Here is a 13,542-nt window from a genome sequence, read left to right as displayed (position 1 = left end):
AAAAAATTACTTTATTTGTTGATGCCACTCATAGATTTTTTGCAATGCTTCTATTGGTGTCATCTGATTGATATTAAGGGAGTGGATATCATCCACTATTGATTGAATGTTTTCAGGTATTGATTCCTTGATTAAATCTTTTTCATGATTTGTAAATAAGTCTAATTGCACAGCTCCTGATTCGCGTAGGTTTTTAGCATTAGATTCAAGTTCAATTAAAATTTCTTGACTCTCTTCTAAGACACTTTGGGGTAATCCTGCCAGTTTAGCCACATGTATTCCATAACTTTTATCTGCGGGTCCATCAATGACTTTATGTAAAAAGATTAAATTCCCTTCATGCTCTTGTGCACCTACATGAATGTTTTTCACTTCATTAATTGTCTTATCTAATTCAGTTAATTCGTGGTAATGAGTAGAGAAAATAGTCATAGCTTTAACATTTTTAGCAATATATTTAATAATCGCTTCGGCTAATGCCATTCCATCGAAAGTTGCCGTTCCACGTCCAATTTCGTCAAATAGTAATAAACTATTCTCAGTGGCTTCTTCTAGAGCTACATTTGTCTCCATCATTTCAACCATAAAAGTACTTTGACCACTTGTTGTATCATCTGAACTCCCTATACGAGTAAATATTTTATCGATAATTGGTAACTTAGCCTTTTTAGCTGGGACAAAACAACCAATTTGATTCAAAATAATAGAAAATGCGACTTGTCGCATAAATGTACTTTTACCTGACATGTTTGGTCCCGTAAGTAAAAGCAATGAACTATCTTCGTCTGAGAACAATGAATTGGGAACAAAATTTGCTTTTCCAATTAAGCTTTCCACTACTGGATGACGTGAATCTACTAATTCAATTCTCTTAGTCTCATGCGTTAATTCTGCCCGTACATAATCCTCTGATTCACTGATATTAGCAAAGTTTACTAACACATCCAGCGTAGCTACTTCATGAGCTAATTCTTGTAAACCACTGACATACTTCGCAACGTACTCTCTTAAATCAATAAATAAATCATACTCAAGTGAGGTTGATTTCTCCTGTGCTCCTAAAATAGTTGCTTCAATCTCTTTAAGCTCTTCTGTAATATATCTTTCAGCATTTGTAAGTGTTTGTTTACGAATATAACGATCATCATTAAAGTTCGCTGCTTGGAGCCTGCTAATCTCAATATAATAACCAAAAACCTTATTATAACCAACTTTCAAGGTTTTCAGACCCGTTTCCTCGCGTTCTCTCTTTTGGAGCTCTGATAGCCATTTTTGGCCGTTTTCTAACGCATCCCGATATTCATCTAACCGTTGATTCACGTTATCTTTAATAATATTACCTTCAGTTATCGAGATTGGCGGATCTTCTATTAATACAGAATCAACATATTCCAAGAGTGAGCTAAATTCATTTAACAAAGTAAATGGTGTATAATCCACTTCATGTAATAAATGTGAATTAATTACCTCTAACGTCTGATTAATTCGAGGTATTCCTTGTAAAGAATTACGTAGTTGATTTAAATCTCGCGCTGTTGCATTACCCAAACTTATTTTTGTGACTAGTCGTTCTAAGTCGTAAATTCGTCCTAAGTTTTCCATTAAATCGACACGTTCAAAATAAAACCCCATTAAGTATTCTACTTTTTGATGTCTTTCTTCTAATTCATCCATATCAAGTAATGGTTTATCAAGCCATTGGTGCAACTTACGTCCACCCATAGCTGTTTTAGTCTTGTCTATTAAATCAAGTAAAGATCCTTTTTTCTTCTGAGAACGCAATGACCGAGTCAATTCTAATTGTGATTTTGCATAATAGTTCATTTGCATATATGAACTTAACTCATAACGTTCAACTTCTTTAATATGTTCTAAATTTGTTATGTAAATACTTTCTAAATATCCATAAAGCATATTCAAAATTATAAGTTCATCTGAAGAAGGATTTGATATCTTCCATGAATTTTCTATTTCCGTATCGACTTGGTACAAAGTAAAGAAACTGCCTAATTGCTGTTTTAATTTATCTAACAATTCAAGTTCTATTTTTGCATCCACAATGACTTCTGATGGATTAATACTTTTTACTTCATTCACTAATTGATTCCATATCATTGTTTTCGTTAAATATAATTCACCAGTTGAAATATCAATATATGTCAGATAGTAACCAGTGGTACTAATGTGGATACAAGCTAAATAATTATTTTCTTTATTAGGAATTGCATCATCTTCCAATATTGTTCCTGGTGTCACAACACGCACTACTTCCCTTTTAACCATACCAGTAACTTGTTTAGGATCTTCCATTTGCTCACAGACGGCCACTTTATAACCCGCTTCTATTAAACGTTTAATATACTCCGTCGATGAGTGATATGGTACGCCACACATTGGTATAGGGTTATCAGCATTTTTATTTCTTGATGTTAAAGTGATTTCTAATATTTTTGATGCCTGGATTGCGTCCTCATGAAATAATTCATAAAAATCACCTAAACGATAAAATAAGAATGCATCTGGATAACTTTCTTTTATCTTTAAATATTGTTCCATCATTGGCGTTTGCTTTGTTTTCTTTGCCATCCACATCTTCCTATCTAATTTGCTGATATATTGTTTTGATTGATTTTGCTAATCCTGTTGATGGATTCGTTTCGATGACTACGGCACTTATAATTGCTTCGTTAGAAATTTCTTGCTCTAATCGTGTTGGTAATTGAGTCATAAACCGTTTTAATGAATCTTCTTTTCGGAAACCAATCACACTATTTAAAGCACCTGTCATACCCACATCCGATATATATGCCGTACCTTGAGGAAGCACTCTACCATCATTAGTTTGTACATGTGTATGTGTCCCAACAATTGCAGAGATTTGACCATCTAGCCAAAAGCCCATAGCTTGCTTTTCACTCGTTGTTTCCCCGTGAAAGTCAATGAAAATATGATTTGTTCTTTTTTTAACTTCATCTATAATGGGCTTTAAGTAATTAAACGCATCTAGTGAAGGTTTCATAAAAACATTCCCAATAACATTAATTATGGCTAATTCAGTATCATTAACTCGAACATAATGAACTCCTTTACCCGGAGTTCCATCCGGCATATTTACTGGACGTACTAAACACTTTGCATCTGATATAAATTCATAAATATTTCGATTATCAAATGCATGATTTCCAAGGGTAATTGCATCAACACCAGATGACATTAACCATTTATATAAAGATTCTGTAATTCCATGTCCATCCGCAATATTTTCTCCATTTGCGATAGTTACTTGTGGTTTGTGCTCTTGTTTAAGTTGTGTTAAATATTTCTTTATTGCATTTTGACCGCTTACTCCAACAATGTCACCTATAAATAATATTTTCATGAAAGTCCTCTTTCCAATTAATCTTACCTATTATCATATCAATATTTCCAAGCAAAATAAAGCCAACATGTTATCACTGATTTGAACCTTTTTTGCTAGCTACTCATTTAGTACTTAATATTTCAAACAAAATACTTTAATACCAAAAAAATAAACTACGAGCGTTTAAGCTCGTAGTTTTAACTCAATTATTTGGCATATTCGACAGATCTTGTTTCGCGAATTACCGTTACTTTAATATTTCCTGGATAATTCATCTCTGACTCAACTCGTTTTCGAATGTCATGAGCCACTTTAGCCGCTTGTGCATCATTGATTTTATCTGGTCTAACAGCTACTCTAACTTCTCGACCTGCTTGAATTGCGTATGCATGTGATACACCATCAAAGCTTGTTGAAATTTCTTCCAACTGTTCAAGTCGACGAATGTAATTCTCTAGAGATTCACTTCTAGCTCCTGGTCGGGCCGCAGAAAATGCATCTGCTAATGCAACCAGAACCGATATCATTGATGTTGGCTGAGTATCCCCATGATGGGAAGCAATTGCATTTATAACAATATCTGATTCTTTATATCGTTTTGCAATTTCTGTACCAATCTCAACGTGCGTACCTTCTATTTCATTATCCAATGCTTTACCTAAATCATGTAGTAAACCAGCTCGTTTTGCTACTACAACATCTTCACCTAGTTCGCTCGCCATATAGCCAGTTAACTTAGCTACTTCTATTGAATGTTTTAATACATTTTGTCCATAACTAGTTCTATAAGCTAGTCGTCCAATGACTTTAATTAAATCTGGATGTAGGGAATGGATACCAAGTTCAAAGGTAGCTTCTTCACCAACTTCTCTAATTTTTTCATCGACTTCTTTTCTAGCTCTTTCAACCATCTCTTCAATACGAGCAGGATGAATCCGTCCATCTTGGATTAATTTTTCTAAAGCTATTTTTGCAATTTGGCGTCGAATTGGATCAAATCCACTTAATACGACTGTATCTGGTGTATCATCAATAATTAAATCTATACCAGTTAAGCTTTCGAATGTTCGAATATTTCTACCTTCTCGACCAATAATACGACCTTTCATGTCGTCATTAGGTAACTGAACCAAACTAACTGAATTATCCGTGACAATATCAGTCGATGTTCTTTGAATAGCTTGTAGAATAATATTTTTTGCATTACGATCTGCTTCGTCCTTAGCTTGTTGCTCTGCATCTCGAACCATTATTGCTATGTCTTGAGTTAACCCATCTTTTGTTTCATCAATAATTAACTCTCTTGCGTCATCACGTGATAATGCAGCGACACGTTCTAATTCATCTTTTTGTTGTTGAATTATTTCATTAATTCTCGCTTCTTTATCAGTAACACTTTGTAACCGTTTGCTCAAATTATCTTCTTTAGATTCAATATTCAGTTCTCTTTTATCTAAATTATTGCTTTTTGAATCTAAATTCTCTTCTTTTTGAATTAAACGATTTTCAGATCTACTGACTTCATTGCGACGCTCTTTTAACTCCGTCTCAATCTCATTACGGTACTTCAGATTTTCTTCCTTCGCTTCGAACAGCGCTTCTCGTTTGAGATTTTGGGCTTGTTTAATTGCGTCATCTACAATGACTTCTGCGTTTGCTTTCGCACCATCAATACGTTTGTTATCAGACATATTTTTGATTAAAAAGCCAATTATAATTCCAACTATTAAAGCAACGATCGCGAAGGCGATTGACATAAAGTCCATATGAGTCACCTCCTGATCTATGTAATTTTAAAGTATTCATTTTAGTGTTAAAATTAAGTAAAATAAATAGTGTGCAACCACACTTACTATCATATGATTATTTTGTCAATTAGTCAATCAATCACAATTATAAAATATAGATATTTTTAAATTAATTTCTAATAATAATAGACAAATCGTATTTAACCTAATATTCAAGTTTGATTTGATAACATCTAAAGTAAAACGCTTACTATTTCATTGGGCTTTTTTCTAAAATCAATTGTTATTTATTTTTCTAATCTTTACATATACTCAGTTTAAATTTTCTAGTATCTTTTTTAACAAAAAAGGAGTACCAAAAAAGTTATTAATGATAACTTTTTTGGTACTCTTTATTAAACTAAATTAATTTATATTACACTTTTTCATCTAAAGGTAATTCAGTTGTTTTTTCTGTTTTTTTCCCTTTAGCTTCTAGTTTAGCTTTAGCCTCTTCTTCTTTAGCTTTGGCTTCTTTAACTTCAACTGGAGTAAAGTAATGTTCTCTAACTTTACCTTCTACAACTTCAAGTATGTCAGGGTTCTCTTCTAAAAATGTTTTAGCATTCTCTCGTCCTTGTCCAATTCGTTCTTCACCATATGAATACCAAGACCCAGCTTTATTAATAATTTCTAAATCAGCTGCTATATCAACAATTTCTCCGATTTTGGAAATCCCTTTTCCAAAGATAATATCTACCATAGCTTCTTTAAATGGTGGGGCTACTTTGTTTTTAACAACTTTGATTCGAGTTCTATTACCGACAAAGTTTCCACTATCTTTAATAGATTCAGCACGTCTTACTTCCAAACGGATTGTTGAGTAAAACTTAAGTGCACGTCCACCCGGTGTCGTCTCTGGATTTCCGAACATTACTCCAACTTTTTCACGTATTTGGTTAATGAAAAATGCTATTGTTTTTGTTTTACTAATTGATCCTGATAATTTTCTCAACGCTTGAGACATCAGTCGAGCTTGAAGACCAATATGAGTGTCTCCCATCTCACCTTCGATTTCGGCTCTAGGAACTAACGCTGCAACAGAGTCAATAACCACGATATCGATGGCTCCAGATGATACTAATGCATCAGCTATTTCTAATGCTTGCTCACCTGTATCAGGTTGAGAAAGAAGTAATTCTTCTACATCTACACCTAAATTAGCTGCGTAAGCAGGATCTAATGCATGCTCTGCGTCTATAAAGGCTGCTAATCCACCATTTTTTTGAACTTCTGCAATTGCATGTAAAGCAACTGTTGTTTTACCAGATGATTCTGGACCGTAACATTCAATTATACGCCCTCTCGGGTATCCACCTACACCTAGTGCAATATCTAACTGTAGTGAACCTGTTGGTATCGTCGAAATTTGCGTATCAGTGCGATCTCCTAGACGCATAATTGCACCTTTACCAAAGTTTTTTTCAATTCCTTTTAACGCTAAGTCCAACGCTTTTCTTCTATCTTTATCTACCATAACTTGTGCCTCCATTTCATTTACTTTTATATTGTATCTTTACTTTAACAGATTTGCAAGTATAAAACGAACATATGTTCTATTTATTTAAAAATTCTCTTACTAAATTTAGCACTTCAAACTCTGCTACTTCTCGAACAATATGTCTTGGCTTGTTTGATATATTCAGCTGAGTTACTTTAGTTGGATGATTATTTGTTGCTAAAGCAATAAAGACTTCTCCAGGTGGATGCCCTTCTAACGAAGACGGTCCAGCTACACCAGTTAGTGAAATCGCTATATCACTTTCAGTTAAAGTCAAAGTCTTTTCAGCCATTGATATTGCTACTTCAGCACTAACTACTGAGTACTTCTCTATCAACTCTTTCGAAATACCTAATATCTTTTCTTTCTGATTCGTTTGATAAGTAACAAAACCACCTTTAATAACTTCTCCTGCTCCTGGTGTATTAGTTAGTTTTTCTAAAACTAATCCTCCAGTCAAACTTTCTGCGGCTGATAAAGTTTTCTTTTGTTTCGTTAATTCATCGATGATATATTTCTCAAGTGTTTGATTTGAACCAAAACCGATAAAATTATTACTAAATCGTTTTCGAATCACTTCAGACACACTATCTAAAGATTCCAGCGATTGTTCATAATTTTTTGAATTCGATGTTAATCGAACTGTTACCCTCTTTGGCTTTGCATAAATCGCAATTGTTGGATTTGTTTGAGTTTTAACCAAATCGTCTAATGTATCCGCCACAAAGGACTCACCTACACCGTATAAATTTATATATTTCGAAGTGATGACTCCTTGATCAGATACTGCATTTTTGATGAATGGCTTGACTTGTTCGTCCAACATATGTTGCATTTCAAATGGTGGCCCTGGTAAAACAATATAATATTTGTCTTTATTATCAACTTTTTTTGTATATATCACACCTGCTGAAAGTCCAACGTTATTATTAAGTGTTTTACCTCCACTTATCGTTAAGGCTTGTCGGTAATTATTCTCTGTTATTTCACGATTCTGATTCTTGAAGTAACTTTCAATCATCTCCAATTGGTTACTATCATGAAATAATTCTTCACCTAAATAATCTGCAAGTACAAATTTCGTTATATCATCATCAGTCGGACCTAACCCCCCTGATAAGACAATTAAATCTGATCTCGAAGATGCTATCTCCAACGATTCCTTAATTCTTTCTTTATTATCACCAACAACAGATTGGTAATAAGTTCCTATTCCAATATCTAATAATCCTTGTGCTATGTCACTCGCATTTGTATTTATAATATACCCCATTAATAATTCTGTACCTACTGCTATGATTTCAGCCTTCAAAAAAACTCCCCCTATATATATACAAGAAAAATCCCTGTTTCCATTAATTTATTTCAAAATAAAACAATTTACTCCAGATAAGATTATCATGAAGTAAATTGTTCTAAAAATAATATGCAGTAATTTTAATTAAATATTATATGACTAAAGTTATTGAGCATCTAAAAATACATGTCGACCTTTGTAAAAATACTCTGCTCCAGAATATACTGTAAATATTAAACAGACATAAATTAGTATCGTAGAAATTGGAATATTGATTAATGCGAATCCAATGTCATTAAATAGATAAAAAATTATCGCAAACATTTGAGTGAAAGTTTTAATTTTCCCTGGTAATGCAGCAGCCATAACTTTTCCGCTGTAAGTAGCTAAAAGTACTCTAAGTCCTGTGACCAAAAGTTCACGACTAACTATAATCACAACAACCCAAGCTGGTACAGCATTTGATTGAACTAGCATAATTAAAGCCGCAATAACTAATAATTTATCCGCCATTGGATCAAAAAATTCTCCAAATGCTGTAACTAAGTTATGTTTTCTAGCTAAATATCCATCCAAATAATCAGTAATACTAGCTATAGTAAATACTATTCCGGCTAAAAATTGAAAGACCGGAACACTTGCTCCTAATAAATCAATCGTTCCATACTGATTAGGAACATACAATAGAATAATAAAAACTGGTATTAAAATCATTCTTGCAACAGTAAGTTTGTTAGCTATATTCATTTGCATTTTTATTCAGCTCCATCCGTGTTATTGGCTGGATCTAATACAGCTGGTCCTTGGAAATCTTCTTCGTTAGTTTCCGTATCTTCTTCAGGTATATCTAATTCAATTGTTTCATTTTCAGTCTCTTCTTCAATTCCTTCAGCTGCTGTAAATATAATTGTTTCAGTTAAATATTGTCCTTGAGGTTCTATTAAAGTACCATTTACAGATAAGTTAGCTCCTTCAGGATATCCGAACGAAACGCGAACCTCTTGAGTGCCCGCAGTGACTGTATGTTCTAATGTTTCACCTTCAACTATCGTTGTATCTTGAACAATAACCCCGTCTTCAAAAACACCTACCCAAACAAAACTATTACCTTCAATTTCAAAACTATACTCTGAAAATGGTGCATTTAATTGATATGTTGTTGCTTCACCAGGTTCAGAAGTCAATGTTAATACTTGATCTCCTACCATTAAATCATTTTCGTCCAGCGTAGGCTCTTCAACAATACTTTCTGATTCTACCGACTCATCTTGATTCATTGAATCAGGCTCTACTACACTTACTATACTGGTAGATGTTTCACTTACGGCTGATTCAGTTGGTTGATTTTCTTGACCGATGTTATTTATCGCAACAACTAAAGCAACCATAATTCCTATAACAATGGCTACTAATAGTATTATAGGTAAATAAGACACAACAGTATCGAATGAATTTTTTTCGTTAGATACATAACGCTCTGTTCGACTAGGTAGTTTTTGACTATCGTTGTCCTCAGTTATATCTTCATTCTCTGAATTCGAAGTAAGTTCATCCTCGTATTCCATTAATAGTTGGTCCCCATCTAAACCAACCATATCGGCATATTGCTTTATAAAAGCACGTACATAAAAGCTACCTGGCATTTCATCATAGTTACCTAGTTCAATAGCTTGTAAATATTTTTTTTGTATTTTTGTCATTTGTTGTAACGTGTTCAGTGTGTAGCCTTTCTCAACACGCGCATCACGCAATTTAGTTCCCAATTCGCTCATAAAACAGACTCCTCTTTGTATCTAAATCTATACTCACATATTATAACATATATTTTTGGGATAGTAATCTGTATTCTAAAGTATTTTAAACTGTTTATAATAATATTAATTAGAAATATTTCTACTCTTTTGCAACAAAAAAACGACACTACAATTAAGTAGGTCGTTTTAAATGAGTTCTATTTAGATTTAATATATGTCTTACCATTTGCAGCCGGACCAGATGACTTACCTACAAAACTAACTAGTACAATTATTGTGATAATGTACGGTGCAATTTGTAAATAAACTGGGTCGATTGACTCTATAAATGGTATCTGAGATCCAACTACAGATAAACTCTGAGCAAACCCAAAGAATATTGCTGCTAGCATAGCTCCAACTGGATTCCATTTCCCGAAAATCATTGCTGCCATAGCCATAAATCCTTGACCAGCAATTGTTGACACTGAGAAGTTTAGTGAAATCGATTGAGCTAACACAGCTCCCCCAATACCACCGAATACACCTGAAAGTAACACACCTGCATACTTCATTGCATAAACATTAATTCCCATTGTATCAGCTGCTTGTGGGTTTTCCCCGACTGAACGAATTCTTAAACCAAAGCGAGTTCTAGCAAGTACAAACCAGCAAATGAATGCGATTAATATCCCTACATAGGCAGGTAAAGAAGTTGATTGGAAGAATATACGTCCAATCACTGGTATATCACTTAATATTGGAAAATTAAAGTATCCAAATGATTGACGAATAATATCCGTTTGACCTCTTTGTTCAAATAATACACGTGTAAGGAATACCGCTAAAGCAGGTGCAGCTAAGTTCACTACCGTACCTGATATGATATGGTCAGCTCTTAAATGCACTGTTGCTGAAGCATGGATAGTTGCAATTAGGGCTCCTGCAACTGCCCCAACTAACAAGCCTATCCATGGTGTCCATGAACCGAATGACTCGGCAAAAAATAAATTAAATACTATCGAACTGAAGGCACCCATAACCATAATACCTTCTAACCCAACATTTACAATACCACTACGTTCGGAAAACACTCCACCGATGGCTGTAAATATTAATGGGGCTGAATATACTAATGTAGATGATACAATTAAAGCTAGTAAATTAACCATTAGTCATCTCCTCCTTGTACAATCACATCTGAATTACTTAGTTTAGATTTTTCACGACGATCTATAAAATAAGTAATAATATAATTAGCACCTACGAAGAAGATAATTGCCGCCGTCGCAATCTCAACTATCTCAGATGGAACACCTGCCATTAGAGGCATAATTGTTCCTCCGGTTTTTAAACCACCAAATAACAGACTAGCAAATATAATTCCAATTGGATTCAATGCTCCTAGTAAAGCAACAGCTAAGCCATCAAAACCAATTGCAGGGGCTACACCATTTGTTAAGAATACATTTCTAAATTCGCCTAAACCATTCATAACGCCACCTAATCCAGCTAAACCTCCAGATAAAAGCATAGCTAGTATAATATTACGCTTTGCATTCATTCCAGCATAGTTTGCTGCATGTTTGTTAAATCCAACGGATTTTAACTCAAAACCAACTGTTGTTCTTTGAAGAAGAATATATACAAGAACAGCAAAGATTAATGCTAAAAATATTCCACCATGAATTGTTGATCCGTTTGTTAAATCTGTTAACCATTGCATACGTAACGATGCATTTTGTCCTACAAAAGGCGTTGCGTCAGCTCGGTCTGTAATAACATTTCGAACAATATGATCCGAAATATAAATTGCTACATAGTTTAACATGATTGTTACGATAACTTCACTCGTATCAAAGAAAGCTTTTAATACACCAGCGATACCAGCCCATAATGCACCAGCAACTGCTCCACCAATAATAGCAAGTGGTAATACTATCCATGAAGGAGCGTCAGGTAATGAGATTCCAATCCACACTGAGATTAACCAACCCCATAGCGCTTGCCCAGCCAGTCCTATATTGAAAAAACCAGCAGTATACGCAACAGCAAAACCAAGACCAGTAAAAATTAAGGGTGTCGCTGCACGAATTGTTTGACCAATATTAAAAGGATTACCTAACGAACCTGTAATTAATGCTTTATAACCCTCTACAGGATTGTAACCAAAAACTAACATAATAATTGCTCCAAAAATCAATCCAATTACTACAGATAATAATGGGACCATTAATTGTTTAAAATTTGACTTCATTACACAACACTTCCTTCCTGACGAGCTTTTTCAATTTCTTCAAATGGTGTCCCTGCCATCATCAGTCCTAACTCTTGCTCATTCGTCTCATGTGTTGGAATATTGGCTACGATTTTCCCATCAAACATAACAAGCACTCTATCAGTAATATTTAAAATTTCATCAAGTTCGAAACTCATTAATAAAACACCTTTACCTTTGTCTCGTTCATTGATTATTTCCTTGTGTATAAATTCAATCGCACCAACATCTAATCCACGTGTTGGGTTAGCAGCAATTAAGAATTTAGGATTACTATCTATTTCTCTGGCAATGATTGCTTTTTGTTGATTACCACCAGATAGTGATCTTGCAAAGGCTTTTTCTGAAGTTGTTCTAACATCATAAGCCTCAATTAATTTTCTTGCTTGTTGTTCAATTTTACTAAAACTCAATAACCCATTACTTGAATAAGGTTTATGATAATAATTTTTTAATACCATATTACTTTCTAATCGCATATCTAAGACTAAACCATATTTGTGACGATCTTCTGGTATATGTGCTATTCCACTTTCGTTGATATCTCTGGGTGATTTGTTTGTAATGTCGTTGCCCTCATAAAGAACTTGACCTGATTCTACAGGCATTAAACCAGTAATAGCTAGAATTAACTCTGATTGACCATTCCCATCAATACCAGCAATACCCACAATTTCACCTTTACGAACATTTAGTGATAGGTTTTCGACTGCTGAAATACCACGTTCATCACGAACATTTAATGACTTAATTTCTAATATGCTATCTGTCGGATTTGCTTCTGTTTTTTCTGTTGTAAATGAAACTGAACGACCTACCATCATATCGGCTAACTCATTCGACGTCGTTGTTGAAACATCGACAGTGTCGATTGATTGTCCGCGACGAATAACCGTACAACGGTCTGCAACCTGCTTAATCTCATCTAACTTATGTGTGATGATAATAATAGATTTACCTTCGTCTGCAAGTTTACGTAAAGTCACCATTAAATCAGTGATTTCTTGCGGAGTTAAAGATGCTGTTGGCTCATCAAATATGAGTATATCAGCTCCTCGGTATAATACTTTAAGTATCTCAACACGTTGTTGCATACCAACACTAATTGATGAAATCCGCGCAGATGGATCAACACGCAAACCATATTGTTGAGAAATCTCCTCAATTTTATTCTGAGCTGTTTTTTTATCAAGTGTCATACCTGAAACCGGTTCTTCACCTAAGATAATATTTTCTACAACTGTAAAAGCATCAATTAACATAAAATGCTGGTGAACCATACCAATTCCTAAAAGGTTCGCTTTAGTTGGAGAATCTATCTGAACAACTTCCCCACCCATATAAATATCTCCTGATGTAGGCTCTAATAATCCAGAGAGAATATTCATTAAAGTAGATTTACCTGCTCCATTCTCACCTAACAAGGCATGAATCTCACCTTTTTTTAACTGTAAATTGATATTTTTATTCGCATAGAACTCTCCAAATTTCTTTGATATACTACGCATTTCAATTACAGGCACGTTTGTATCTGTCATAATTGCTCCTCACATTCTATACTTATAATTTTGCAATCGGTTTTCAT

General features: G+C 34.2%; 10 protein-coding genes. All 10 read right to left on the bottom strand.

Features of this window, described 5'->3' with window-relative positions; translation table 11 throughout:
- Window positions 1-6 precede the first annotated feature (6 nt).
- The gene (gene mutS / locus HYQ40_00680) at window positions 7-2,586 is read right to left on the bottom strand and encodes a DNA mismatch repair protein MutS (GenBank protein ID MBZ6526270.1); all 2,580 of its coding nucleotides are present in this window, start codon (window positions 2,584-2,586) and stop codon (window positions 7-9) included.
- Between the two features lie 10 nt (window positions 2,587-2,596).
- Window positions 2,597-3,379, bottom strand: a complete 783-nt coding sequence (locus HYQ40_00675; GenBank protein ID MBZ6526269.1) for a TIGR00282 family metallophosphoesterase — start codon at window positions 3,377-3,379, stop codon at window positions 2,597-2,599.
- 188 nt (window positions 3,380-3,567) lie between these two features.
- Window positions 3,568-5,127 (bottom strand): ribonuclease Y, encoded by a 1,560-nt coding sequence (rny, locus tag HYQ40_00670; GenBank protein ID MBZ6526268.1) that lies wholly within the window; start codon window positions 5,125-5,127, stop codon window positions 3,568-3,570.
- A gap of 397 nt (window positions 5,128-5,524) precedes the next feature.
- Window positions 5,525-6,625, bottom strand: coding sequence for a recombinase RecA (gene recA, locus HYQ40_00665; GenBank protein MBZ6526267.1), 1,101 nt, complete (start codon window positions 6,623-6,625; stop codon window positions 5,525-5,527).
- Window positions 6,626-6,704: 79 nt separating this feature from the next.
- On the bottom strand, window positions 6,705-7,961 hold the full coding sequence (locus HYQ40_00660; GenBank protein ID MBZ6526266.1) for a competence/damage-inducible protein A: 1,257 nt from the start codon (window positions 7,959-7,961) through the stop codon (window positions 6,705-6,707).
- A 150-nt stretch (window positions 7,962-8,111) separates the two neighbouring features.
- Window positions 8,112-8,693: a CDP-diacylglycerol--glycerol-3-phosphate 3-phosphatidyltransferase gene (pgsA, locus tag HYQ40_00655; protein ID MBZ6526265.1), complete on the bottom strand. Its 582-nt coding sequence runs from the start codon at window positions 8,691-8,693 to the stop codon at window positions 8,112-8,114.
- 8 nt (window positions 8,694-8,701) lie between these two features.
- Window positions 8,702-9,718 (bottom strand): helix-turn-helix domain-containing protein, encoded by a 1,017-nt coding sequence (locus tag HYQ40_00650; protein MBZ6526264.1) that lies wholly within the window; start codon window positions 9,716-9,718, stop codon window positions 8,702-8,704.
- Window positions 9,719-9,897: 179 nt separating this feature from the next.
- Window positions 9,898-10,851 carry an ABC transporter permease gene (locus HYQ40_00645; GenBank protein MBZ6526263.1) on the bottom strand — a complete coding sequence of 318 codons (954 nt, stop codon included), beginning with the start codon at window positions 10,849-10,851 and terminating at the stop codon, window positions 9,898-9,900.
- Window positions 10,851-11,936: an ABC transporter permease gene (locus HYQ40_00640; protein MBZ6526262.1), complete on the bottom strand. Its 1,086-nt coding sequence runs from the start codon at window positions 11,934-11,936 to the stop codon at window positions 10,851-10,853. Before HYQ40_00640 ends, HYQ40_00645 begins: the two co-directional genes overlap by 1 nt.
- Complete coding sequence (locus HYQ40_00635) at window positions 11,936-13,495, bottom strand: ABC transporter ATP-binding protein (GenBank protein ID MBZ6526261.1); 1,560 nt, start codon at window positions 13,493-13,495, stop codon at window positions 11,936-11,938. The genes HYQ40_00640 and HYQ40_00635 overlap by 1 nt, the downstream gene beginning before the upstream one ends.
- Window positions 13,496-13,542 lie beyond the last annotated feature (47 nt).

The sequence above is a fragment of the Aerococcaceae bacterium DSM 111021 genome (genome assembly GCA_020112395.1).
In the GTDB taxonomy this organism is placed as follows: Bacteria; Bacillota; Bacilli; order Lactobacillales; family Aerococcaceae; genus Ruoffia.
Note: the sequence above shows the minus strand (reverse complement) of the source record. Positions and strands in the feature narration are given on the sequence as shown.